A 25,476-nucleotide genomic window follows, 5' to 3' on the forward strand; every position below is an offset into this window, starting at 1 on the left:
ATTATGTTAAAGGTTGGGATTTTTGTTAATAGAGAAAAGGATGAGGGTTTTGCAATTACTAAAGAGATAATTAATTGGCTTTTAATTAATGAATTTATTGTTTATATACCGTATGATTTAAAAATAAGACATTCTAATCTTAATATAGTTACAAAAGATTTGATGTATAGTGAGTCGGACTTTATTATTGTTTTAGGTGGAGATGGAACAATATTAGGAATAGCAAGAGGTTTGACAAAATATGATACACCTATTTTGGGGGTAAACCTTGGAAATTTAGGATTTATAACTGAAGTTGAAATTAAAGATATTTATACTTCATTAGAAAGTATTAAAAATGGAAACTACAGTATTGAAGAGAGAATGATGATTCAGGCAGATGTTTATAGAGATAAAACTATTATAAACACGCTTTACGCATTAAATGATGTATGCATTACAAGGGGACACTTATTAAAACTTGTTAAGCTAAATGCCTATGTTGGAAAAAATTTCATAGATAAATATAATGCCGATGGATTACTTATATCGACACCTACAGGTTCGACTGCTTATTCACTCTCTGCTGGTGGTCCAATAGTGAGTCCTACTATGAGTTTAATGTTAATTACACCAATTTGCCCTCATTCATTAAAATCAAGAACTATTGTTGTATCAGATAAGGATGATATAATAATAGAGGTAAGTGAGCATCAAAACGGAGAAGTTTATTTAACTGCTGATGGTCAAGAAGTATTTAAATTATTACCAAAAGACAAGATTCATTTAATTAAAGCTCAATGTTCTTTGAAATTAATAAAAACTACAAATAGGTCATTTTATGACATATTAAGAAGTAAATTAAAAGATAGATAATTGGGAAGAGAGGGAACATATGAAGATTTCAAGACACGCAAAAATTCTTGAAATAATTAATAATAAGGAAATTGAAACGCAAGAGGAATTAGTTGATGAATTACGTAAAATAGGAATGGATGTTACTCAAGCTACAGTTTCAAGGGATATCAAGGAGTTAAAGCTAATAAAGGTTTTAACTAAGGATGGAAAATATAAATATGCATCTATGGCACAGGGAGATAATTACTTAACTGAAAAGCTTGTTAGCATTTTTTCACAAACAGTTTTAACAATTGATTATGTAAACAATATGATTGTTTTAAAGACATTATCAGGTTCAACCTCTGCAGCTGCTGAAGCTATAGATACGTTAAGATGGGATGGAATAGTTGGTACTATTGCAGGAGATAATACTATTTTTGTAATGGCAAGGTCAAATGAAAAGGCAGAAGAATTAGTTGCTAAATTTAGAAGACTAATAAATGAATAAGGGGGCATAATATGCTTCTTAAACTAAGGATAAAAAATTTTGCTTTAATAGACGAGTTAGAATTGGATTTTTCTAATGGATTTAATGTCTTAACAGGAGAAACAGGTGCTGGAAAATCAATTTTAATAGATTCTGTGAGCTTTTTAGTGGGTGAAAAATTTAACAAAGAGATAATTCGTACAGGTTGTGATTATGCATATGTTGAGGGAATTTTTGAGATCAAAAATGATAATATAAGTAGTTTATTGTTTGAGAATGGCATAGATAGTGACGATTATTTGGTACTTGCCAGGAGATTAATCAAAATAATAAAAGCATAATAAGAGTTAACGGCAGAACAACAAGTTTATCTTTTATAAGAGAAATTAGTAAGTATTTAATAGATATACACGGTCAGCACGAACATCAATCCCTTTTAGATGAAACTAAGCACATAGATATATTAGATTCGTTTTGTGGAGAAGATTTTAAAAAATCAAATTTACCTATAAAGAAATGTTCGATAAATTAAAATCAATAGAGAAGGAAATAGAAAAATTAACCCAAGATGAACAATTAAGGCTTAGAAAGATTGATTTATTAAAATTTCAAGTCCAGGAAATAAGTGATGCTCAACTTAAAGAAGGAGAAGAAGAGGATTTAATTCAAAGAAGAGACATTTTAAAAAATGCTGAAAAAATATTTGCTTGTTTAAATACAGCTTACCAAAAATTTATAGTAGTGAAGATTATGAGAGTGCATTTGATTCTATAGGTTCTGCAATGGTGAGTTTAGAACAGGTTGCACATTATGATGAGAAATTAAATAGCATAAAAGTTTCATTAGAAGAAGTGTATTATAAATTAGAAGATGCAGTAGAGTCTATAAGAGATTTTAAAGATAAAATAGAATACAACGATGACGAACTTAATGAAATAGAAAATAGATTAGATTTAATAGGCAAGCTTAAAAGAAAATATGGCAAGGATATTAAAGAAATTTTGCATTATTATGAAGCTATTAAAGCTGAATTAGAAATTTTAGAAAAGAGTGATGAAACTTTAGAAGAATTAAAAGTTGAGCATAATAAAATAATAGATGAATTACAAATTTTAGCTAATAAAATTTCGTCTATTAGAAAAGAGACAGCCATTAAGCTTAAGGAAAAAATAGAATCTGAATTAAAATATTTGGGAATGGAAAAGGCTGTTTTTGCTGTTGAGGTAATAGAAAAAGAAAAGTTTGACAACAATGGTAGAGATGAAGTAAAATTTATGATATCTTCTAATATAGGAGAGCCTTTAAAACCTTTACATAAAGTTGCTTCGGGTGGAGAAATATCAAGAATTATGTTGGCTATAAAAAGTGTTGTGGCAGATGTTGACAGTATTCCAATATTAATATTTGATGAAATAGACACAGGTATAAGTGGCAGAACTGCACAGAGTGTAGCTGAAAAAATGGTGCTTATATCAAAAAACACCAAATTCTATGTGTAACTCATCTTCCACAAATTGCATCAATGGGAGACAAGCATTTTAAAATTCAAAAGATAGTAGATAATAATAAAACTATTACGTTAGTTAATGACTTACAAAATCACGAAAGAATTGATGAACTTGCAAGAATGCTTGGAGGAGCAATTGTAACAGAACTTACAAAGACAAATGCAAAGGAAATATTAGATTTAGCAGAACAACTTAAAAATCAAATAAGGCATTAAAGGACTTTTCAAGTCCTTTTTACTTTTGAATTTAATTTTGTAAATTATTTAATTTAAAATGTAATACTTTTTAATTAAACATAACCTTACAAATAAAGTGTATGATGTATAAGTTTCATTCTTTATTATAGTATATATGGACATAAAAAGGTTAACTTAGAATTAAAGAAAGGAAGGTGGAGTTATAAAGAATGGCAGAGGAGTGATAAAATGAAAAATAGAGTATTTAAACCAGCAAAATTAATGCTGTTTATTATATTAATATTATTTACATTTTTAATAAATTATATAAATAAAATTCCTTCTTCAATTAATGTTACAAGAGATATAAATGATATTGAATTGTCAAAAGGCAAAATAATTAAACTTACCTCGAAGGATTTTGAATACGTAAGTACTCAAAACAAAAGTACTATTAGAGGTTACATTAAACTTTTGGAGTAGTACCAATAAAAGAAGTAACTATTAATTTTAACAAAGATAGAAGGGTTTATGCTGGAGGTCATTCTATAGGAGTTAAACTTTATACTGAAGGCATATTAGTTGTTGGCTTTTCTGATATAGAAACAAATAGCGGTAAAAAACAAAGTCCAGCAGTTTTATCTAATATCCAAATAGGAGATATGATTACTGAAATAAATGGTAAAAAGTTTACAATATCAAGGATATGTCTGAAGAAATATCAAAATCTAATGGAAACTCTTTAGATTTAAAAATTAAAAGAAAAGATAAATATATTAATGTTTCTGTAAATCCAGTGTTGAATAAAAATAATCAATATAAATTAGGTATGTGGGTAAGAGATTCCACATCAGGAATAGGAACATTAACTTTTATTGACCCTAAACTTAAAAAGTATGCGGCATTAGGTCATCCTATCAATGATATAGATACAGGCCAGCTTCTTGTAGTTAGAGAAGGAAATATATATAAATCTAAAATTATTGATATAACAAAGGGTGAAAAGGGAAAACCAGGTGAGCTTAGAGGAGCTTTCAATGAAGAAGATAAATTAGGAGACTTAACAAAAACACTATCTGTGGTATATATGGTAGTATAAAAAATTTAAATGACTTTATAAAACCTGATACTAAACAATATACTATAGCAAGTCAAAATGAAATTAAAGAAGGCCCTGCAAAAATTTTAGTAGAAGTTGACGATGCTGTCAGAGAATATAGTATTAATATTGAAAAGGTTAATAAACAAAATTCTCCAAATTCAAAAAGTATGGTAATAAGGATTACTGACAAAAATTTAATAGAAAAGACAGGAGGAATTGTTCAGGGTATGAGTGGTAGCCCAGTTATACAGGATGATAAGTTAGTTGGAGCAGTGACTCACGTTTTTATAAATAGACCTGATATGGGATATGCAATTTATGCTGAATGGATGTATGAAGAGTTAAAAGATGACTTTTAATGAAGAAAGCTGCAATCTGCAGCTTTCTTCATTAAAAATTTATTTTCTTAGAAGGAAATCTAATATATTTGTCGAATAACATTAATAGAATATTAATTTGGATAAGGCGGGTAGGGGAGGTTCAAATATGAATGGTGAAAAAATTAAAATTGTAATTGCAGATGATAATAAGGAGTTTTCAACAATTTTACACGAGTATTTAAAGACACAAGAAGACTTTGAGGTTTTAGGTGTTGCAAAGGATGGTATAGAAGCTGTAGACTTGGTACAAAAACAAACCCAGATGTTTTGGTATTAGATATAATAATGCCTCATTTAGATGGTCTTGGTGTTTTAGAAAAAATTAATTCTTTTGAAGATAGCAAGATTCCAAAGGTAATAGTTTTATCAGCTGTTGGACAGGATAAAATAACACAAAGAGCAATAAATTTAGGTGCAGAATATTATGTAGTTAAACCCTTTGATATGGAAATATTCTCAAAGAGAATTAGACAAATGTTCAATCAAGGTGTAGTAGAAACAAGCAAAAAGTTACTTTTGTTAGAACTGAACCAACTATAACAAAAATTAATACTTCAAATAATTTAGAAGCTGAGATAACAAATATAATACACGAAATAGGTGTACCAGCACATATAAAGGGATATATGTACTTAAGAGATGCAATCCAAATGGTAGTTAATGATATTGAACTTTTAAGTGCAATAACAAAGGAGTTGTATCCATCAATAGCCAGAAAATACAATACTACACCAAGTAGAGTAGAAAGAGCAATAAGACACGCTATAGAGGTTGCTTGGGCAAGAGGACAAGTAGAGACTATAAATAAAATATTTGGATATACTATTCATAATGATAAAGGAAAGCCAACTAATAGTGAATTTATTGCTATGATTGCGGACAAATTAAGACTTAAACAAAAATTAGGTTAAAAATAATCCATTTAAATGGATTATTTTTTTAAAGGAGTGATTTAATGTTTAAAGAAAAGACTTTAAAAAGTAACTATTTATTTAATGGAAAAGTGATAAATTTAAGAATTGATGAGGTTAAGACCTGCTCTAATAGAATATCAACCAGAGAAATAGTTGAACATAATGGTGGAGTAGGAATAGTGGCAGTTCAAGAAGATAATGTACTTCTTGTTAGACAATATAGAAGACCCTTTGATGAAATAATTTATGAAATTCCTGCTGGTAAGCTTGAAAAGGGTGAAGAACCATTAAATTGTGCTTTTAGAGAGTTAGAAGAGGAAACAGGCTTTAAAGCTTTAGATATGAAGTTGATGACATCAATATATACGTCACCTGGATTTTGTACAGAGAAGCTATACATCTATTTTTGCGATAAAATGATAAAGACAAAAACCAATTTCGATGAAGATGAATACTTAGAACTAATTAAAGTTCCAATTTCAGAAGCAAAAAGGATGATATTAGATGGCACAATAAAGGATGCAAAATCAATAATAGGTATATTATTGTTAGATGATTTTATTAATAAGTAAAGAATATTTTATAGTACCTCCTCATATATTTAAATTAGACAAAAGAGGAGGTGTATTTTTATGCCAACAATTAATAAATCAAGTTTTTTTCTAAGCATTTAAAGGAAAATTTTTTATTATATTTTTGTAACATTATTTTTGCTATAGGTTTATCAGTTGGAGCTTTTATGGCTAAGGCATTAGATTCAAACAGTAAACAAAGTGTATTAGTCTATATAAACAATTTTTTTCAAATAATATCAAATGAAAATATTGATAATGTATCTATTTTCTTAAGGTCAATAAAAAATAATGGACAAACTCTATTATTAATATTACTACTTTGCATTACTTATATAGGTGTGCCTTTAATTTTTATTTTTGATTCCTTTAAGGGGTTTATTTTAGGATTTACGATAGCCTTTATTTTACAAACTATGGGGGCTAAAGGGTTATTATTCTTATTTACAGCAGTCATTCCTCAAAATATTATATATGTCCCTTGTTTAATTATTGCTTCTGCTATAGCAATTGAACACGGATTTTGGACATTTAAGAAAAGTCTACAGAAAAATAGTTTTTTAGGTAAAAAAATGGATTATTAGATATATTTTTAATATTTATGTTTTTATTTTTGATAATGTTTATAGGAAGTTTATATGAGTCATTTTTAGTGCCATTTATATTAAAAAGTCTGTCTGGTTATTTAATTATACAATAGGGTGAACTTTATGAATAGAATTGAAAAATTTGTGATAAATTTTACAATAGTTCTATTTTTAATTTTACTTTTTACATTTTTTTAGAACTCTAAACAGTATAATTGATTTAAAACCAGAGGGTGATGCAAAACTTGTAATGTATAATATTGATAAAAATTCAAATAAAATTTTTCATTTAAAGCTATTAATTAGAAGTATTTTTTTCGATAATATAATGAAGGAATTTTAAAAAAATGTAGAATTAATAAGATATAATATATATACAAAGGGGTACTGCAAATGAATGAGTTAGTTAAAGATTTTATTAATGAAATAGCATTAACTAAATCTTTAAGCCAAAATACAATTGAAAGTTATAGTAGAGATCTACAACAATTTTTAGAATATCTTAAAAATGAAGGATTAGATTATAAGAATGTAAAGAGAACAAATATTATAGCTTATATATTGTACCTACAAAAACAAGGGAAAGCTACTTCCTCAATTTTAAGGAGTTTGGCAACACTTCGTTCCTTTTATAAACAAAACATTTTAAAAGGAGTAATAGATCAAGATCCAACTATCGATATAGAAGCACCTAAGGTTGAAAAAAACTTCCAGAAATATTAACCATAGATGAGGTTGAGACGCTTCTTGCGATGCCAAATGAAGGTGAGCCTAAGGGTGCAAGAGATAAGGCAATGCTTGAAATTCTATATGCAACAGGTATTAGAGTAACAGAACTTATAAATTTAAATGTAGATGATGTAAATATGCTTTTAGGATATGTTAAGTGTAATGGTTCAAAGGAGAGAATAGTTCCAATTGGAAAACTTGCAATTGAAGCATTGACAAATTATATAGAAAAATATAGATACACTTTCATTAAAAATAATGAAGAGAATGCTTTGTTTTTAAATCACAGAGGAGAAAGATTGACCAGACAAGGATTTTGGAAAGTTATAAAATATTATGCAAAATTAGCAAACATAAATAAAGAAATAACCCCTCATACATTAAGGCATTCATTTGCAGCTCACTTGATTGAAAATGGAGCAGATTTGCGTTCTGTTCAACAAATGTTAGGACACTCAGATATTTCAACAACACAGATGTATGCTGAACTATTAAAAAACAAAATTAGTGATGTGTATAAAAATCACATCCAAGAGCATAAAGTATAAAGTGAAATGAGAAAAATACACCTTATGAAAGATTTCTTGCAAATAATCTTTCTTTAAGGTGTATTTTTATTAAGTTTTAGTAAACTTAAGTGTTTAAAGTCTTTTCTTTTTGAAAAAATAAGTTATAATAAAAATCCCAAGATTATTAAGAAAATTATTAAAACAAGAGGTGATTTTATGGTTAATAGGGTTACATTAGTTGTACTTGATAGTGTAGGAATTGGGGAGTTACCAGATGCACACGAATACAATGATGAAGGAAGTAATACACTTGGTAATATTGCAAAAGAGATAAAAGGTTTTGAACTACCTAATTTGCAAAAGCTTGGCTTGGGTTATATAGATGGGGTTAGTGAATACAAAGAGAAGAGAATGTAATTGGTTGCTATGGTAGATCACTTGAGATGTCAAAGGGTAAAGACACCACTACAGGACACTGGGAAATATCTGGATTAATTTTGGAAAAAGCATTTCCAACCTATCCAAATGGTTTTCCAAAAGAGATAATTGAGGAATTTGAAAGTAAAATAGGAAGAAAGGTAATAGGTAATAAGCCTGCATCAGGAACTGCTATTATTCAAGAATTAGGAGATGAACACGTTAAAACTGGTTATCCAATAGTTTATACATCAGCAGATAGTGTTTTCCAAATTGCAGCTCACGAAGAGGTAATACCATTAGAAGAACTATATAGAATGTGCCAAATTGCAAGAGATATGCTAAAGGATGAGCACGGAGTAGGAAGAGTAATAGCAAGACCATTCATTGGAACAAGTGGAAATTACAAAAGAACGCCAAACAGAAGAGATTTTTCAATGAAGCCTTTTAAGAAGACATTACTAAACTATATAGCTGAAAATGGTATGGATGTTTGTGCAGTAGGCAAAATTGAAGATATATTTGGTGGATATGGTATAACTAAGGCTGTACATACAAAAATAATATGGATGGGGTAGATAAAACTATTGACTATTTAAAGGATGATAGTAAGGGTTTAATTTTTACAAATTTAGTTGACTTCGATATGGTTTATGGACATAGAAATGACGTAGAGGGTTATGCAAAAGCATTAAAGGAGTTTGATGCAAGAATACCTGAATTAATAAATAATTTAAGAGATGATGATGTTCTTATAATTACAGCTGATCACGGATGTGATCCAACAACTCCAAGTACAGACCATTCACGTGAATATATACCAATTTTTGTATATGGAAAGGCTATTAAGCAAAACGTAAATATAGGTACAAGAAAATCCTTTGCAGATATTGGTAAGACAATTGCAGATCTTCTTAATGTAAAAGCTGATATAGCAGGAGAGAGCTTTGCAAAGGAAATCTTAAAATAACAGGAGGAATATATATGACATATATGCAAAAATTAAACGCAGCTTGTCAATATATAAAAGATAAGATAAAGGATGAACCTAAAGTTGCAATAATTTTAGGTTCAGGTCTTGGTAGTTTAGCAGATGAAGTTACAAACAGAATAGAGTTAAATTACAACGAAATACCAAACTTCCCTATATCAACAGTAGAGGGGCACGCGGGTAAGTTTATATATGGAGATCTTAAAGGCAAAAAGTAATTATGATGCAGGGAAGATTTCATTTTTATGAAGGATATGATATGAATACAGTAACATTCCCAATAAGGGTTCTAAAGTTATTAGGTGTGGAGAAATTAATAGTTACAAATGCAGCAGGTGGAGTAAATACAGGATTTAAGCCTGGAGATTTAATGATAATAAATGACCATATTAATTTTTCTGGAACAAACCCATTAATAGGGCCTAACCTTAAGGATTTTGGACCAAGATTTCCTGATATGTCAAGTGCATATTGTAAAGAATTAATAAATACAGCAAAGGATGTTGCAAAGGATTTAGGAATTGAATTAAAAGAAGGTGTTTATTTTATGATGACAGGGCCATCCTATGAAACACCTGCAGAAATTAGGATGATTAGAATATTAGGCGGAGATGCAGTAGGTATGTCTACAGTTCCAGAGGTAATTGTTGCAAACCATAGCGGAATGAGTGTGCTTGGTATCTCCTGCATAACAAATATGGCTGCTGGTATATTAGAAGTGCCATTAAGCCACAGAAGAAGTTATAGAAACCTCCAATTTAGTTAAGGATAAATTTAAAAATTTAGTTAGCGAGATTGTAAAGAGAATATAAGGGGGCAAATACATATGAGAATGTATGATATTATTTTAAAGAAGAGAAATGGGCAAGAATTAACAACAGAAGAAATAAACTTCTTTGTTGATGGATATACAAAGGGAATATACCTGATTATCAAGTTTCTGCACTTTTAATGGCAATATTTCTAAACAAGATGTCAAAGAGAGAAACAGCTGATCTAACAATGGCAATGGTTAATTCAGGTGAAACTATTGATTTGTCTGAAATAGAAGGAATAAAGGTTGATAAGCATAGTACTGGCGGTGTAGGTGATAAAACTACTCTTGTGCTTGCACCTATGGTAGCAGCTTGTTGTGTTCCTGTAGCTAAAATGTCAGGTAGAGGACTAGGACATACAGGTGGTACAATTGATAAATTAGAGTCTATAAAAGGTTTTTCTGTTGAAATGACTAAAAAGCAATTTATAGATAATGTAAACAGAATTAAAATGGCAGTTGGAGGACAGACAGCTGATTTAGCTCCAGCTGATAAAAAGCTTTATGCTTTAAGAGATGTTACTGCAACTGTAGATAATGTATCATTAATAGCTTCAAGTATAATGAGTAAAAAAATAGCAGCAGGTGCAGATGCAATTGTACTTGATGTAAAGACAGGTACAGGTGCATTTATGAAAACATTAGAGGATTCCTTTGAACTTGCTCAAGAAATGGTGGATATAGGTACTAATGTAGGAAGAAATACTATAGCTGTTATTTCAGATATGGATCAACCTTTAGGATATGCTGTAGGCAATGCTTTGGAAGTAAAAGAAGCAGTTGAAACTTTAAAGGGTAATGGACCAGAAGACTTATTAGAATTATGTATCGTTTTAGGAACACAAATGTTACTTCTTGCTGGTAAAGCTAAAACTGAAGAGGAAGCAAGAAAAATGTTAACAGAAACAATAACTTCAGGTGCTGCTTATGAAAAATTTAAAGAGTTTGTTATGGCACAAGGTGGAGATGTTTCAGTAATTGAGAATCTGGAACTTCTTCCAAAGGCACAACATATAATTGAAGTTAAGGCAGATAGAGAAGGATATATAACAAGAATTATTGCTGATCAAATTGGTATAGCAGCATTAATTTTAGGTGCTGGTAGAGAAACAAAGGAAAGTCCAATTGATCCTGCAGTAGGTATTATAATTAAAGAAAAGGTAGGTAGCTATGTTAAAAGGGAGATGTTATAGCATACTTATATGTAAATGATTTAAATAAGGCAAAAACTTCAGAAGAAAAACTATTAGAAGCATATCATATAGAAGGAAAAAACCAGAAGATAGGCCATTAATATTTGGAATTGTTACTAAGGATGGTATAAGAAGAATATAAATATAAAGAGTCGTTAACAAGAAAAGTTAACGACTCTTGCCTTTTGTTAATACAATTTGAAAAACAGGGAAAACTAACAATAAATAAAAAACATTAGGGAGGGAATTAAAAATGAATAAAAGGTTAAAGGTTATTTTTCTTACAATACTATTTATTTTTATGTTTACATATCAATCTAAAGCAAAAGTGATTGTAGAGCCAAATTTTAATTGTAAATCAGCAATTCTAATGGAGTTTTCAACAGGTAAAATACTGTATGAATATAAATCCCACGAAAAGCTTGCTCCAGCAAGTGTTACAAAAATAATGACAATGCTTTTAGTTATGGAAGCTGTAGATAGTGGCAAAATAAAACTTACAGATAAAGTTGTAGTTAGTGAAAATGCTAAAAGATTAGGTGGCAGTACTATGTATCTTGAGACTGGCGAAGTTAGAACCGTAGAGGAACTTTTAAAGGGAGCAGCAATAGAATCAGCAAATGATGCCTGTGTAGCCTTAGCAGAATTTCTATATGGAACAGAAGAAGAATTTGTAAAAAAATGAACGAAAGAGCTAAAAGTTTAGGAATGAATGATACAAATTTTGTTAACTGCTATGGATTTTATGACCCAAATCATTATACATCAGCCTATGATGTAGCAATAATGTCCAGAGAATTATTGAAGCATACAAAAATATTAGATTATACAACAATTTGGATGGAAACAATTTCAGAGGGAAGAAAAACTCCCTTTACGCTTGTAAATAGAAACAAAATGATAAAAGCGTATAAAGGGTGTGATGGTTTGAAAACAGGATATACCAAGGAGGCAATGTACTGTATTTCTTCAACTGCAAAAAGAGGAAATGTAAGACTTATAGCAGTTATTATGGGAGCACCAAGTGCTAAGGAAAGAAATGCAATGGCAGCACAGCTATTAGATGTAGGATTTGCAAAATATGATAGTTTTGATGTAGTAAAAAGGGTGAAGTTGTAGGAGAAGTTAGGATACCAAAGGCAAAACCAGAAATAGTAAAGGTTATAGCAAAGGAAAACTTAAATATTGTAGTAGAAAAGGGAAATAAACCAAATATAGAAAAGAAAATAGAAATTTTTAAAGATCTAAAACTACCTATTAACAAAGGAGAAACTGTTGGAATAGTAAAAGCAGTAGAAGGTGAAAATGTATACGGCCAAGTTGAGGCTATTGCAGATAGTAAAATTGAAAAAATGAAGTTTATAGATACCTTAAATAAAGTAATTAAAAGTTTTTGAACGCTGATTAAGGAGTTGATAATTCAACTCCTTTTGATTTTATTTTAATTTATTTTATGTTATACTAATGAATGGTGGGTGGTACATATGTTTAATGACACAATAAAAAGTTTTATAGAAGTATTAATGCAATATGATATTAACTTTTATTTAGTTGGTGGTGCTGTTAGGGATATAATAATAGGCATAAAACCTATTGACTATGATTTTGTAGCACAAATTAATAGAGACAAACATTTTGAAATAAGTAAAAGCATTTCTCAAAAATTAAATTGTGAATTTATATATAATAAGCATTATTGTACTTCAAAGTTTATTTTAGAGGGAGAAGATATTGACTTTGTAATGGCAAGAAAAGAAACATATAAAGAAATAGCTTCAATTCCTTTAATAGAAGAAGGTACACTCTATGATGATCTAAAACGAAGAGATTTTACCATAAATACTATAGCTTATAATATAACGGAAAAAATTTTTATTGATAACTTTGATGGCATAAAGGATATAAAAAATAAAACAATTACAGTGTTGCATAGTAAAAGTTTTAGAGATGATCCTACGCGTTTTTTAGAGGTATAAAATATGCAGGCAGATTAAATTTCAATTTCTGTAATTACACATATAAGTTAATGAAGGATTGTATACAAAATAGATATATGGATTATTTACCTTCAAGTAGAATAAGAAGAGAACTTGATGAATTGTTTAAGATTAATGATTATAAAAGGGTTATTATGCTTCTTTGTGATTTTAATTTTTTGATAACTATTTTAACTCCTCAATTGATATAAATATACCTTTAAAGAATATCAATTTACTTGAACTTGAAGATAAATATGTTTGCCTATTTTTCAAAAATAGTGAAAATAACTTGGAAATAATAAAAAATAAGTTGGGCTTATCAAAAAATTTTAATCAAAAATGTTTGAAATTGAGGCAATTAAATGATATTCTAAAGTATGATGATTATGAAGTATATAAATTTTTAGTTTCAAATAAAAATACCTTCAGTATACAGTTGCTTTTAAATACATTTAAAGATAAAAGAATTGATAACTTCATAAAAAATATTAATTATAAGATACATAATGATAAAATTTTAAATTTAGATGCTAATGAAAGAAAGGATTTTATTATAAACGAAACTGTAAAATATTTGATTAGTATGGGAGGTAAAAATGTTTGATCGTTCATTAAGTGAATTAATATTCGTTAGTATAGCTGTTATAGTATCATTAACTATACACGAATATTCCCACGCATTAGCTGCAACTTTGCTTGGAGATGATACACCAAAAGTATACGACAGATTAACATTAAATCCATTTGCACATATTGATATTGCAGGTTTAATTGCACTTTTAATAGTTCGTTTTGGATGGGCAAAACCAGTACCCGTAAATCCATACAATTTTAAGAATAGAAGTTTAGGTATTATTATTACTTCAATTGCTGGTCCATTGTCTAATATTATTCTTGCATTTTTTCTGTTTTAATTTTATTTAAGACAAACTTTACACAGCAAACTATCGGGGTTGCAGAATTTTTGAAAATTTTATTTTTTATAAATACAGGACTGGCTGTTTTTAATATATTGCCATTTCCTCCGTTAGATGGCTCAAAAATATTTGCAGAACTTTTTAAAGGAAAGGTATCCTACTATATATATTCAATGGAAAGATATTCTACAATTCTTTTATTTATGTTGCTTTGGTTTGCTCCTTTTAGGAATATATTAATCTTTTTAAATCAAAGATTAGGGATTTTAATAATAAAATTAGTTGAAATTTTTGTTTAAGGTGAGGTTAAATGTCAATAAATATAAAGATAGAAGTATTTGAGGGACCATTAGATTTATTATTACATCTTATAAAAAAGCAGAAGTAGATATATATGACATACCAATAGCTGAAATAACTGAACAATATATTGATTATCTTAAAACTATGGAGGAACTAAATTTAGATATAGCAAGTGAATTTTTGGTTATGGCAGCAACTTTACTTGAGATTAAGTCAAAAATGCTTCTTCCGAGAAAAAAACACAGGAGGAAGAACAGGTTGAGGAGGATCCAAGAAAAGAAATTGTTCAAAAACTAATTGAGTATAAAAAATATAAAGAGTTTGCAGAACAATTAAAGATGATTGAAGAACAAAGTACAATTTATTTTAAACCACCAGAAATAATTGATGATATTGAAAGTAAAGATGTATTTTTTAAAAATATAACATTGGAAAATCTAATGTTTGCATTTAAAAAGGTAATGGAAGCGTATGAAAGAAGAACTAATAATAAAACCATAATAAATGAAAATATAAGTCACGATGAATATAAAATAGAAGATAAAATGAATTATATAGTTGGCTTAGTTGAAATTTATAAAAGAATTAGGTTTGCACGTTTTTTGAGGAAGCGAATTGTAAACTTGAACTTATTGTGACATTTCTTGCAATGTTGGAATTAATAAAACTAAAAAGATAAGGGTCTATCAAAGAGAAAACTTTGAAGATATATATATAGAAGGGCAGGAGGAAGAATGGCAGAATCAGATTTTTAAGAGAGTTTGGGCTATCTGAAAATACTGAAAGAATTAAAGGAATTATTGAATCGATCCTCTTTGCAGTTGGAGATGGAATAGAAATTAAAGAGTTGGCATCAATAGTTGATATTGATTTAAAAGAGCTAAAAGGTATAATAAAGGACTTATCATTGGATTATGAAAAAGATAATAGAGGCTTAGTTTTGGTTGAGTATAACAATAAAATACAGTTGGCAACAAAACCTGAATATTCTACTTACATTAAGAAAATTTTAAAACCTGAATCAAAACAAAATTTATCACAGGCTGCAATCGAAACCCTGGCGATTATTGCATACAAGCAGCCTATAACAAAAGTTGAAATAGATGAAATAAGAGGGGTAAGAAGCGATAGAGCGATAAGTACTCTTCTTGAAAGAGGCTTAATAAAGGAAAGTGGAAGACTCGATACTACAGGCAGGCCAATACTGTACTGTACAACTGATGAGTTTTTAAAATACTTTGGATTTAAAAATATTAATGAGTTACCAGAATTAATTGAATTAAAGTTGGAAAATGAGGAAGAATAATATAATAGATTATTCTTCCTCATTTTATATTTTAGGTGATTAATTATGTTGTATTTAATAGTGTCAGTATTATTTTTATTACTTTTTATTCCAATAAAAATTTCCTTTACCTATAACGGAAAACTTTTTTATTTAAAAATTTATGATTTAATCGTTATAAATTTAATAAAAAAAGAAAACTAATAGAGTAAAGGGAAAAGAAAAAGTAAAATTTGATTACAAAACTATTTATAGCTATAAAAAGCAAATTATTAAAAACATAAATTATTTATTAAAAAGAATAGATATAAGTTTAAATTATAGTATAACGGTAGCAAGTAATGATGCTTTTAATACGGCAATGATTTTTGGTTTATTAAACTCTATATTACCTACTGTTTTTTCATTTATTGAAGGTTACTATAAATTTAAATTTAAAGGTAATATATATTGCGATTTTAATTTAACTAAGACAAAAGGTAACTTTACACTTATTATTAAATTTAATATGATGACAATTTTATTATTCATTATAAAATCATTTTCAACTATAATAAAAATTTATAAGGGTGGTGTATCATATGGCAGAACATCCAATAGAAGGGTTAATGAGAACTACAATGGATAATTTAAAAAGATGATTGATGTTAACACAATTGTTGGTGAGCCTGTAGAAACAAAGGATGGAAAGGTTATTATACCTATTTCTAAAGTATCAATGGGATTTGTATCAGGTGGTAGTGAATTTAAACAATCTGATTCGGATAAGAATAATTCTTCTTATCCCTTCGGAGGAGGAAGTGGTGCAGGAGTTTCTGTTCAACCAATAGCTTTTTAGTTGTAGGAGATGATGTTAGGTTATTACCTGCAACTGAAATGAACTATGTTGAAAGATTGCTTGATAATGTACCAGATTTGTTAAAAGAATTTATAAAAAATTTTAAAAAGAAAAAGGAAAATAAAGAAGAAGAAAATTTTAATCCATCATAAAAGCAAATATTAATTGCTTTTATATAGGAGTGTTATAAAATGAAGAAATATACAAGCATTACTATTATATTATTAATAACTATAGTATTTTCAAGTTTTAAAACATATACAGAACCTAATAATAAAAAATTCCTTTAAACTGCTATTCAGCTGTTGTAATTGATCAAAATTCAGGAAGAGTTTTGTATAGTAAAAATAGTGATATTAGATTGCCTATGGCAAGTACTACAAAGATAATGACAACAATTGTTGCACTTGAAAAAGGAAACTTAAATGATAAAGTAATTGTGAGTAAAAAAGCATCATCAATAGGTGGTTCAAGTGCAGGTCTTGTTGCAGGTGAAAAAATTTCATTGGAAGAACTTTTATATGGTTTAATGCTTCGTTCTGGGAATGATGCAGCAATAGCAATAGCAGAGCATATAGGTGGAAGTGTAGATAACTTTTTAAAAATGATGAATGATAAGGCTATTGAAATAGGTGCATTTAATACATCCTTTAGAACACCTCACGGACTTGATGCAGATGGTCACTATACAACTGCAGAAGATTTAGCTAAAATAACTGCTTATGCAATGAAAAATGATGTATTTAATAAAATAGTCTCCACTAAAGAGATATCTTCTGGTATAAGTGGTAAATTTAATAGAAGTTATTCAAATATAAATAAGTTTTTGTATAGGGTTGAAAATGCTGATGGAGTTAAAACAGGATATACTGGTGGAGCAGGAAAATGTTTAGTTGCATCAGTAAAACATAACTATGGAAGGTTTATATGTGTTGTTTTAAATAGTTCTGATCGATGGAAAGATGCAGAAGAATTAATAAAATATGCAAAGGAAAACTATAAATTTATAAAATTATTTGATAAGGATTATGAGGTAAAAAGCTTGAGGGTATTTGGAGGAAAAACAAAATACATTGTCTCACAGACCCAAAACGATGTTTATGTTCCTCTAAAATCTGAAGAAATTCAATATATTAGAACAGATATATTTGTTCCATCAGTTGTTTTTTCACCCATTAAAAAGGGAGATGTTCTTGGTAATTTGGTTGTTTATTATGATGGAAATATAATAGCGAAATATCCAGTAGTTAGTGATAGAGATGTTGATAGAAAAAATTTAATAAAATCAATAGTAGATACCTTTAAAACCTTTTCAGTAAAATAACCTTAATCTGAGCTGCCCATATAGGCAGCTCAGATTGTTGACAAACATAAAAGATGCTATGGTTATGAAATTGCCCCTTGAAAGGATTTCAAAATGGCATATTTCATAAGCTTTAGCAAGTCGTATCTTTAGACTTTGAAAAAGTCCGTAATTTGGCACACGATGTGCCGAGCCGAGCGGCCCTCACGGATGAGGGCATCGCGAGGGTAGGACTTTTTAAACAAAGAAAAGCTTAGACTTGCTTAGCAAAATGAAGGAATGCCAAAGAAATCCTTCAAGGGGCCAAGTGTATTATAGCTTTTGGCTCTTTGTCAATAGTTGGGGCGGGCATTAGATTAGAATGCCTGTCCTTTCTTATTTGATAATGATTTTAGCAAGATAGATAGGATGAGGGGAGTTTACCCTTAAAAAATTGCACGACAAAAAGACCAACGATAGTTGGATTTCCTAAAATACAATATTTAACAGATTATTTATTACAACAATGAAGAATTCTATTCCTGAATCTATCAAAATTTCTATAGCCGAAGGCTATTCTTTTAATAACTTTGATTTTATTATTAAATCCTTCTATACAAGCATTTGTATAAGGAATATCAAAAGAATTACAAATCTCATTAAAATATCTGATATAGGTATTTGCACATCTTTTCAATTCATTGATACCACTATTTTGTGCAAGTTTAATCCAATCTTTTAAGAGGACACGAGCTTCGTTAGAAGAAGGTGAAGCATCAATAATACTCAATAACTTTTCCTTTAAAGTGTGGGCAATTGCTAATTCACTATTATAAGAAAACATAACTTGTAAAGCTAACTTTGAATCTGTATCAAGTAAGCCATATCTTTTTAAAATAAGCTTTTTACTTCTTTTAAAGTATTTTCTTAATTTAATTGATAGTTCTCTTTGGATACGTTTTCTTACCGCTTCTACTGCCCATATGACTTGTCTAATATAGTGAAATTTATCTATAACAATTACAGCATTTTTGAAATAAGTTTTAGCTAAATCAATATAGGGTTGCCACATATCACAAATAAAGTGTGTAACGCTATCGCGATTTTTAATTTTTCTAAAATAATCTATAAGAATATGCTCTTTTCTATCTTTAATAATGTCTAGTATTTTATGATTAACAGGATCGACTATTGCACAATGATATTTAGAACCACCAGAGTTACCTTTAAATTCATCTATAGATATTATTTTAGGTAAATTAGTAGGAGAAGAGTAAGATACATTATCAAAAATACGTTTTATAGTATCGATAGATAGATTAGTTTTTCTAGCAACTGATGTCATACTATATTCATTAGATAATTCATAAATTACAAACATAGCTAATCTATTAGTTATTCTATGATAACGAGGTAAAAATTCTATATGTTCATAAAATTTTTTGCCGCAGGCATTACAACGATATCTACGTTTTTTAAGAATGATAAAAGTATGTTTAAAGAATAAGGGTATGTCTTTAATACGCTGAATTCTATAATCGTGAACTCTTGTAACTTTGGAATTACAATTAGGGCAAGTACAAATTTTTTCTTAGTTTCTAAGTATATCTCAATGTACGTGTCATTATGAATAATCTTTTTATAATAACATCTTTAAAACCTAATAAATTTTTGATAGAATTATTAGTGTGCACTTGATGGATGCCTCCTTTCAGGTAAGGTTTTTGTTTGGTTATTTTAATTTTACCAGGTGTCTAATCAGGTGCACATATTTTTTGTAAAAAATATGCTGGGTCTACGCCCCAACATTTATTATAGAACCAGCTTTTTAACAACCTCAGCTGCCTATATAGGCAGCTTTTGTAACACATTTTTAAATCGTGAATAATCTATAAAAGAAGGGGGTTTAGGTGTATAGATATGTTGAGTGTATAGATGCGGGTTCTGATTTTTGTCCTTGTCATTTAGCTGAAAAGGGAGAGTGCATAATCTGCAGTCAACTTCAAAACAAGGTTTTTGTGATTGCCTATATTGGAAAGGAACGTGTATATATCAAGAACTATTAAACAATGGAAATAAAGCTAAAGAAGGTAGAGAGTATAAAAACTGTGATATTATCTCTATCAATAAATTAAGAGATGATTTATATTTATATGAAGTAAAAGTAACAAATTATTTAGTTAGAGAACTTGATAATTTAGGAGCCTTTGTATTTATTAAAAAACCTAATAGTGAGGATTGCTTTGGAACACCTATTTCAATTATGGATATTAATTATGATAAATCTTCTATTTTACTGTTATTAAAGATACACGGTATTAAAACAAAAATATAATTGATTGTACCGACAAAATTATGGTTAAGGGTCCTTATTGGAATGGTATACAAGGACAAAGATTTTTAAGAAATCTGAAGGACAACAATGTATTGATTATAGGACGCGGTGTGGCAGCGTCGCCCGGAGTATTAGCTACAAGAAGATTAAGAATAAACGGGAATAAAATACGTGTTTTACTTGATAGAGGAAGAAGTCAAGAAAATGCTTGCACTTCATACTATAAAAAATATGATGCCTTTGTTGAAAACATTGATATTATTAATTATAAAACAAAAATTTATCTGATGTTTTTATAGATAAAATAGATAATATAATAGATGAAAACGAAACACCAGTTATAATAATAGCAGGTGATGATGATTTTAATAAAATTATAATTAACTATATTTATAAAAGAAATAATAAAATATATTTTGCAAGTGTAAACAACAACATTATGTGTTGTGGAGAAGGAATATGTGGAAGTTGCCAAGTTAAATTATCAGGAAAGTATATACGTTCCTGTAAGCAACAATACAATCCGATTGAGTATTATTTAATGGAGGATGGTATTAGATGAAGGTTGTTGTAATTGGTGGTGGCTGGTCAGGTTGTGCCGCTGCATTACAGGCAAAAAATGCGGTGCAGATGTGGTTTTAATAGAAAGAACAGATATGTTATTAGGGTTAGGAAATGTTGGAGGAATAATGAGAAACAATGGAAGATACACTGCAACAGAGGAGTTAATTGCATTGGGTGCAGATGAATTATTTAATGTTATAGAAAAATGCACAAGACATAAGAATATAGAGTTTCCAGGACATAAACACGCAGATCTATATGACGTAACAATAATAGAGGCAAATGTTAGACGCTATTTATTAAGCTTAGGAATAGATATAAAATTTGAAACAAGAGCAGTAGATGTTGATGTAGAGAAAAACCATATTAATGCTATATATCTTCAAGATGGTGAAAGAATTGAAGCAGATGTATATGTTGAAACTACAGGCTCGACAGGACCTATGGGTAATTGTATAAGATATGGTAAGGGATGTTCAATGTGTATTTTAAGATGTCCCTCTTATGGTCCAAGAGTTAGCTTAAGTCAAAGAGCTGGAGTAGAAGATATACTTGGGATGAGGGATGACGGTGTTTTTGGAGCAATGAGTGGCTCGTGTAAATTAGATAAAAATTCGCTTTCGGAAGAAATAAGAAATGAATTGGATACAAAGGGTGTTTATATAACAGATGTACCTAAAGAGGATATTCATCCTGAGAAATTAAAGATGAAGGTATGTCAGCAATATGCACTTAAGGAATTTGCTGAAAAAGTTATTTTATTAGATACAGGTCACGCAAAGCTTATGACAAGTTTCTATCCGCTTGAAAATTTAAGAAAATTAAAGGGATTTGAAAATGTGAGGTTTATTGACCCATATGCCGGAGGTAGAGCAAACTCCATAAGATATTTATCAATGGCACCAAGGGATAATACAATGAAGGTAGTTGGAATAGATAATCTTTTTGTTGGCGGTGAAAAGAGTGGGTTATTTGTAGGCCACACTGAAGCAATAGTTACAGGTACATTAGCAGGTTATAATGCTGTAAGAGATGTTTTAGGCTTAAAATTAATAGAATTACCATCATCCTTAGCTGTTGGAGATATAATAAAATATGAAAATGAAGGTAAAAAAATAAATATGGATTAACAAAAGATACACCTTTGCGGGGTCTGAATACTTTGAAAGGATGAAAAACTTAGGTTTATATACTATCGATGCTGAAGAAATTAAAAAGAAGGTTAATAAATTGCTACTTTATGGAATGTTTAAAGAGAAACTTGTTTAGGGGCAAATTATGCCCCTTGTTTTTGCAATATTCTATATATATGTTTGCAGCAACTAATGTATCGTCATAGGCTCTATGGCTTTTTAAATTTAGACCATAAAAGTTTTTAATTGTTTCTAACTTGTGATTTGGAAGTTGAGGATATAACTTCTTTGCTATTTTTACTGTGTCAATAAAAGAGTTATCTATTATATCTTCATTATACAAATATATTGATGAAAATTTTATAAATTTGCCATCAAAACCGGCATTATGTGCAACAATAGGTAAATCCCCAATAAAATCAATTAGTTTCGGAAATACTTCATCAATAATAGGTTTTGATTTTACCATATCATTTGAAATACCGTTTATTGATGTTATATAACTTGGTATTTCAATTTTAGGATTGATCAATGTATGAATAGAACCAACCAAGTTAAAATTTTTATATTTAATGGCAGCTATTTCAATTATTTTATCTTTTTCTGGATTAAGTCCAGTCGTCTCTAAATCAATGCAACAAAAGAATCAAAAAATTTCTCAGTGTAAATTAGTTTCTTAATTGTCATTCTTTCAGCTCCTTTTAATATTTTACAATTTATTATAACATTTTTAGGGAGCTAATAATAGATTTCGTAAATATAATAATTTTATTGCAATGAAGAATACAACAAGTTTTTGGTCAATGATGTTGTTTATAAAATTTTTTACTATTATAATTAATTACAAGAAGGGAGTGAAAAAATGAAGGAGCGAATTCAAAAATACATAGCAAAGTGTGGCATAGCCTCAAGAAGAAAGGCGGAGGAATTAGTATTACAGGGTAAAGTTAAAGTTAATGGTAGATTGATAAAGGAGATAGTATCTGTTGATACTGAATCTGATATTGTAGAAGTAGATGGAAAAGTAATTAAACCAGAGGAGAAAAAAGTTTATATTATGTTAAACAAACCAACTGGTTATATTACATCAGTAATGGACCAGTTTGGGAGAAAAACAGTTATAGATTTAGTTGATGTAAAGGAGAGAATTTTCCCAATTGGTAGGTTAGATTATGATACGTCAGGTCTACTTTTACTAACAAATGATGGGGATATTGCTAATAAATTGATGCATCCCTCAAGGGAGGTAGATAAAGTATATATAGCAGAAGTAGAAGGAGTTCCAACAAAAGAAGAGATGAACCAATTTAAAAGGGGTTAAAGATAGATGATTATATAACTGCACCAGCAGGAATAAGATTATTAAAGCAAATGGGTAAGACAAGTGTTGTTGAGATTATTATACACGAAGGTAAAAATAGACAAGTTAGAAAATGTGTAGTGCAATAGGACATAATGTAATAAAGCTCAAGAGGATTAGAATTGGTAATATTGAGTTAGGAAATTTAAGAGAGGGCGAATGGAGACCATTAAATGATAGAGAGATAGAATATTTAAAATCTTTATAGTGAGGGGATTATATGTTATATCTTCAATTACTTGAGAGAATGTCGATTATTGCATTGGCAGCATATGTTTTTTCACAAACTATAATGTTTAAAAGGCTTTTAATAAAAAGATAACAAGTGTTGAAAAACTTGTATTAATATCGTTTTTTCTGTACTTTCAATATTAGGTACATATTTAGGAGTTAAAGTTCAGGGGGAGCTATAGCAAATATAAGGCCTATAGGTGCGATTGTTGCTGGAATTATAGGGGGACCTATTGTAGGAATTGCAGTAGGTGCTATTGCAGGACTTCATAGATACACTTTAGGTGGTTTTACAGCTTTATCCTGTGCAATTTCAACTGTAGTAGAAGGACTGATAGGTGGAATATTTAAAAATTTTATACGAAAAGGAAAAAGAGATATTTTAATAAGTTTTATTGCTGGATTTATAGCAGAGGTACTACAAGTTATTATTATTTTGATTGTAGCTAAACCCTTTGAAGCAGCTTTAGAATTAGAAAAAAATATAGCGATGCCAATGATTTTAATAAATTCTTTTGGAGTTGCTCTATTTATTAATATTATAAATAATATTAAGGACGATTTAAATAAAATTGCAGCCTTCAATGCATATAGAGCACTAAATATAACTAAAAAGCATCAGGTTATTTAAAAATTGGTTTAAATAAGGACAGTGCTGAAAAAATATGTAAAATTATATCATCTGAAACAGGAGCAAAATGTGTTTTTATATGTAGTACTAATGAAGTATTATATACAACAAAATATGAAGATTCATATATTATTGATATATTAAATGGTTTAAACATAATGGAAAAATCAAAGCTTATTGTACATAACAAAAATAGTTTTTATATAGCAAGACTCTATTCAGAAAATTACTTTGAAGGTTATTTGGGTGTTAGTATAAAAAGTATTGATGCAGTTGATAAATACTATATTGAATTTCTTGATGAATTAGCAGAACTTTTATCAACTCAAATTGAAATAATTAGGTTAAATACAATAGCAAAAATATATATAAAGCAGAACTTAAAGCACTGAAGGCACAAATACACCCACACTTTTTTTCAATGCATTAAACACAATTGCGTCGTTTTGTAGAACAAATCCTTTAAAGGCAAGGGAATTGATTTTGAGTTTATCAAATTATTTTAGAGGTACATTAAAAAGAAATGATGATTTCATAAAAGTAAAGGAGGAAATAGATTTAATTAATTCATATATTACGATTGAAAAGGCAAGGTTTGGAGAAAGATTGAGCTTTTATTGTGATATAGAAGATAGAATTAAAGATTATAAAATACCTTCTTTTTAATACAACCGATTGTGGAAAATTCAATAAAACACGGAATTTCTCCAAAAGCAGTGGGAGGAAGTGTTTTTTAAAGGGTATGGAAAGTGATAATTACTTAATTTTTATTATTGAAGATACCGGTGTTGGATTCAATCCCGAGTATTGTGATTCAATTAATAAAGGAGAGGGGATAGGAATTATAAATATTAAAGAAAGGCTAAAATTATACTATGGTACGGATTATTTATTTGATATTCAAAGTTCAATAGAGGAAGGAACAAAAACAATAATAAAGATTCCTATCTTGGAGGGATAAAATGAGAAAAATTAAATGTTTAATTGTAGAAGATGAGATGCCTGCAATTGAAGAACTAAGATTTCATCTTTCAAAGTATAGTGATTTTGTTATAGAGGATTATGCTACAAGTTATAACGATGCAGTAGCAAAAATAGAAGATACAACTTTTGATGTAGTTTTTGGATATTAATATACCAGGGGAAGTGGCATAGAATTAAGTAAATTAATTAAAAATAAGACTAATAAAACAGATATTGTTTTTATAACTGCCTACGATGAATATGCAATTAAAGCCTTTGAATACAATGCATTAGACTACATCTTGAAACCTATTGATGAAAAAAGATTTGATGAAACAATAAACAGATTGATAATATCCTTTAATAGAAAAAATAGGCTCTTTGTCAATAGTTGGGGCGGGCATTAGATTAGAATGCCTGTCCTTTCTTATTTGATAATGATTTTAGCAAGATAGAT

Annotated in this window: 27 protein-coding genes and 11 pseudogenes; 36 read left to right on the plus strand and 2 right to left on the minus strand. The window is 29.0% G+C overall.

Translation table 11 applies throughout. The features are described from left to right. Positions 1–3: 3 nt before the first annotated feature. From PL321_RS14940 to PL321_RS15070, 26 genes and pseudogenes are all read left to right on the plus strand, one after another. The gene (locus PL321_RS14940; RefSeq protein ID WP_273962544.1) at positions 4–855 is read left to right on the plus strand and encodes an NAD(+)/NADH kinase; all 852 of its coding nucleotides are present in this window, start codon (positions 4–6) and stop codon (positions 853–855) included. Positions 856–874: 19 nt separating this feature from the next. After that, entirely contained in the window at positions 875–1,327 is a 453-nt protein-coding gene (locus PL321_RS14945) for an arginine repressor (RefSeq protein WP_273962545.1), read from the plus strand. A gap of 11 nt (positions 1,328–1,338) precedes the next feature. Further along, positions 1,339–1,647 (plus strand): AAA family ATPase, encoded by a 309-nt coding sequence (locus PL321_RS14950; protein WP_273962546.1) that lies wholly within the window; start codon positions 1,339–1,341, stop codon positions 1,645–1,647. Between the two features lie 175 nt (positions 1,648–1,822). Next, positions 1,823–2,080: a hypothetical protein gene (locus PL321_RS14955; RefSeq protein WP_273962547.1), complete on the plus strand. Its 258-nt coding sequence runs from the start codon at positions 1,823–1,825 to the stop codon at positions 2,078–2,080. A gap of 8 nt (positions 2,081–2,088) precedes the next feature. Next, the gene (locus PL321_RS14960; protein WP_273962548.1) at positions 2,089–2,805 is read left to right on the plus strand and encodes a hypothetical protein; all 717 of its coding nucleotides are present in this window, start codon (positions 2,089–2,091) and stop codon (positions 2,803–2,805) included. A 23-nt stretch (positions 2,806–2,828) separates the two neighbouring features. Continuing rightward, positions 2,829–3,029, plus strand: coding sequence for a hypothetical protein (locus tag PL321_RS14965; protein ID WP_273962549.1), 201 nt, complete (start codon positions 2,829–2,831; stop codon positions 3,027–3,029). 210 nt (positions 3,030–3,239) lie between these two features. Further along, positions 3,240–3,473 carry a hypothetical protein gene (locus PL321_RS14970; RefSeq protein ID WP_273962550.1) on the plus strand — a complete coding sequence of 78 codons (234 nt, stop codon included), beginning with the start codon at positions 3,240–3,242 and terminating at the stop codon, positions 3,471–3,473. Positions 3,474–3,819: 346 nt separating this feature from the next. Next, positions 3,820–4,451, plus strand: a pseudogene (locus PL321_RS14975) (SpoIVB peptidase S55 domain-containing protein). 127 nt (positions 4,452–4,578) lie between these two features. Continuing rightward, positions 4,579–5,383 (plus strand): annotated as a pseudogene (spo0A, locus tag PL321_RS14980) (sporulation transcription factor Spo0A). Between the two features lie 44 nt (positions 5,384–5,427). Further along, positions 5,428–5,958: an NUDIX hydrolase gene (locus tag PL321_RS14985; protein ID WP_273962551.1), complete on the plus strand. Its 531-nt coding sequence runs from the start codon at positions 5,428–5,430 to the stop codon at positions 5,956–5,958. A gap of 77 nt (positions 5,959–6,035) precedes the next feature. Then, positions 6,036–6,542 (plus strand): stage II sporulation protein M, encoded by a 507-nt coding sequence (gene spoIIM / locus PL321_RS14990; protein WP_273964604.1) that lies wholly within the window; start codon positions 6,036–6,038, stop codon positions 6,540–6,542. A gap of 396 nt (positions 6,543–6,938) precedes the next feature. Next, positions 6,939–7,815 (plus strand): annotated as a pseudogene (gene xerD / locus PL321_RS14995) (site-specific tyrosine recombinase XerD). A 184-nt stretch (positions 7,816–7,999) separates the two neighbouring features. Beyond that, a pseudogene (locus tag PL321_RS15000) lies at positions 8,000–9,170 on the plus strand (phosphopentomutase). Between the two features lie 14 nt (positions 9,171–9,184). Continuing rightward, positions 9,185–10,003: pseudogene (locus PL321_RS15005) on the plus strand (purine-nucleoside phosphorylase). Between the two features lie 14 nt (positions 10,004–10,017). Next, a pseudogene (locus tag PL321_RS15010) lies at positions 10,018–11,340 on the plus strand (pyrimidine-nucleoside phosphorylase). A gap of 111 nt (positions 11,341–11,451) precedes the next feature. Then, positions 11,452–12,595, plus strand: a pseudogene (locus PL321_RS15015) (D-alanyl-D-alanine carboxypeptidase family protein). Positions 12,596–12,682: 87 nt separating this feature from the next. Then, positions 12,683–13,174, plus strand: a complete 492-nt coding sequence (locus PL321_RS15025) for a hypothetical protein (protein WP_273962552.1) — start codon at positions 12,683–12,685, stop codon at positions 13,172–13,174. A gap of 50 nt (positions 13,175–13,224) precedes the next feature. Beyond that, complete coding sequence (locus PL321_RS15030) at positions 13,225–13,386, plus strand: hypothetical protein (protein WP_273962553.1); 162 nt, start codon at positions 13,225–13,227, stop codon at positions 13,384–13,386. 140 nt (positions 13,387–13,526) lie between these two features. Further along, a complete protein-coding gene (locus PL321_RS15035) occupies positions 13,527–13,781 on the plus strand; it encodes a hypothetical protein (protein ID WP_273962554.1) in 255 nt (84 codons plus the stop codon). Beyond that, positions 13,774–14,091 (plus strand): site-2 protease family protein, encoded by a 318-nt coding sequence (locus PL321_RS15040; RefSeq protein ID WP_273962555.1) that lies wholly within the window; start codon positions 13,774–13,776, stop codon positions 14,089–14,091. Before PL321_RS15035 ends, PL321_RS15040 begins: the two co-directional genes overlap by 8 nt. Before the next feature lie 32 nt (positions 14,092–14,123). Beyond that, positions 14,124–14,393 (plus strand): site-2 protease family protein, encoded by a 270-nt coding sequence (locus PL321_RS15045; protein WP_337961189.1) that lies wholly within the window; start codon positions 14,124–14,126, stop codon positions 14,391–14,393. An 11-nt stretch (positions 14,394–14,404) separates the two neighbouring features. After that, positions 14,405–15,171 (plus strand): annotated as a pseudogene (locus PL321_RS15050) (segregation/condensation protein A). Then, entirely contained in the window at positions 15,140–15,703 is a 564-nt protein-coding gene (gene scpB / locus PL321_RS15055; RefSeq protein ID WP_337961190.1) for an SMC-Scp complex subunit ScpB, read from the plus strand. The pseudogene PL321_RS15050 and the gene scpB overlap by 32 nt, the downstream one beginning before the upstream one ends. Positions 15,704–16,007: 304 nt before the next feature. Beyond that, complete coding sequence (locus PL321_RS15060) at positions 16,008–16,310, plus strand: DUF2953 domain-containing protein (RefSeq protein ID WP_273964608.1); 303 nt, start codon at positions 16,008–16,010, stop codon at positions 16,308–16,310. Beyond that, positions 16,264–16,672, plus strand: a pseudogene (gene ytfJ, locus PL321_RS15065) (GerW family sporulation protein). Before PL321_RS15060 ends, ytfJ begins: the two are co-directional and overlap by 47 nt. A gap of 182 nt (positions 16,673–16,854) precedes the next feature. Next, positions 16,855–17,844, plus strand: a complete 990-nt coding sequence (locus PL321_RS15070) for a D-alanyl-D-alanine carboxypeptidase family protein (RefSeq protein ID WP_273962556.1) — start codon at positions 16,855–16,857, stop codon at positions 17,842–17,844. Positions 17,845–18,313: 469 nt separating this feature from the next. Here PL321_RS15070 and PL321_RS15075 read toward each other — a convergent pair whose 3' ends face one another. Next, positions 18,314–19,387 (minus strand): ISL3 family transposase, encoded by a 1,074-nt coding sequence (locus tag PL321_RS15075; RefSeq protein WP_273964333.1) that lies wholly within the window; start codon positions 19,385–19,387, stop codon positions 18,314–18,316. A gap of 396 nt (positions 19,388–19,783) precedes the next feature. Between PL321_RS15075 and PL321_RS15080 the strand changes: the two genes are divergently transcribed. From PL321_RS15080 to PL321_RS15090, 3 genes and pseudogenes are all read left to right on the plus strand, one after another. Further along, complete coding sequence (locus PL321_RS15080; protein WP_273962557.1) at positions 19,784–20,137, plus strand: hypothetical protein; 354 nt, start codon at positions 19,784–19,786, stop codon at positions 20,135–20,137. Positions 20,138–20,157: 20 nt separating this feature from the next. Next, the gene (locus tag PL321_RS15085; protein ID WP_273962558.1) at positions 20,158–20,436 is read left to right on the plus strand and encodes a hypothetical protein; all 279 of its coding nucleotides are present in this window, start codon (positions 20,158–20,160) and stop codon (positions 20,434–20,436) included. A 259-nt stretch (positions 20,437–20,695) separates the two neighbouring features. After that, positions 20,696–21,970 (plus strand): annotated as a pseudogene (locus tag PL321_RS15090) (FAD-dependent oxidoreductase). Here the strand turns inward: PL321_RS15090 and PL321_RS15095 are convergent. Beyond that, the gene (locus tag PL321_RS15095; RefSeq protein ID WP_273964609.1) at positions 21,935–22,468 is read right to left on the minus strand and encodes a 3'-5' exonuclease; all 534 of its coding nucleotides are present in this window, start codon (positions 22,466–22,468) and stop codon (positions 21,935–21,937) included. The pseudogene PL321_RS15090 and the gene PL321_RS15095 overlap by 36 nt on opposite strands. Positions 22,469–22,696: 228 nt before the next feature. Between PL321_RS15095 and PL321_RS15100 the strand changes: the two are divergent. The 7 genes and pseudogenes from PL321_RS15100 (at position 22,697) to PL321_RS21695 (ending at position 25,426) form a co-directional block, all read left to right on the plus strand. Then, a pseudogene (locus tag PL321_RS15100) lies at positions 22,697–23,402 on the plus strand (pseudouridine synthase). A gap of 255 nt (positions 23,403–23,657) precedes the next feature. Continuing rightward, positions 23,658–24,056, plus strand: a complete 399-nt coding sequence (locus tag PL321_RS15105) for a LytS/YhcK type 5TM receptor domain-containing protein (RefSeq protein ID WP_273964611.1) — start codon at positions 23,658–23,660, stop codon at positions 24,054–24,056. A 158-nt stretch (positions 24,057–24,214) separates the two neighbouring features. After that, positions 24,215–24,448, plus strand: a complete 234-nt coding sequence (locus tag PL321_RS15110; RefSeq protein ID WP_273962559.1) for a hypothetical protein — start codon at positions 24,215–24,217, stop codon at positions 24,446–24,448. Positions 24,449–24,491: 43 nt separating this feature from the next. Continuing rightward, positions 24,492–24,722 (plus strand): histidine kinase, encoded by a 231-nt coding sequence (locus PL321_RS15115; RefSeq protein WP_273964612.1) that lies wholly within the window; start codon positions 24,492–24,494, stop codon positions 24,720–24,722. 76 nt (positions 24,723–24,798) lie between these two features. Beyond that, the gene (locus PL321_RS15120; RefSeq protein ID WP_273962560.1) at positions 24,799–25,017 is read left to right on the plus strand and encodes a sensor histidine kinase; all 219 of its coding nucleotides are present in this window, start codon (positions 24,799–24,801) and stop codon (positions 25,015–25,017) included. 1 nt (position 25,018) lies between these two features. Continuing rightward, positions 25,019–25,189, plus strand: a complete 171-nt coding sequence (locus PL321_RS15125) for a hypothetical protein (RefSeq protein ID WP_273962561.1) — start codon at positions 25,019–25,021, stop codon at positions 25,187–25,189. An 18-nt stretch (positions 25,190–25,207) separates the two neighbouring features. Then, on the plus strand, positions 25,208–25,426 hold the full coding sequence (locus PL321_RS21695; protein ID WP_443110803.1) for a response regulator: 219 nt from the start codon (positions 25,208–25,210) through the stop codon (positions 25,424–25,426). Positions 25,427–25,476 lie beyond the last annotated feature (50 nt).

The organism is Caloramator sp. mosi_1 (assembly GCF_028622835.1).
Classification (GTDB): Bacteria; Bacillota; Clostridia; order Clostridiales; family Caloramatoraceae; genus Thermobrachium.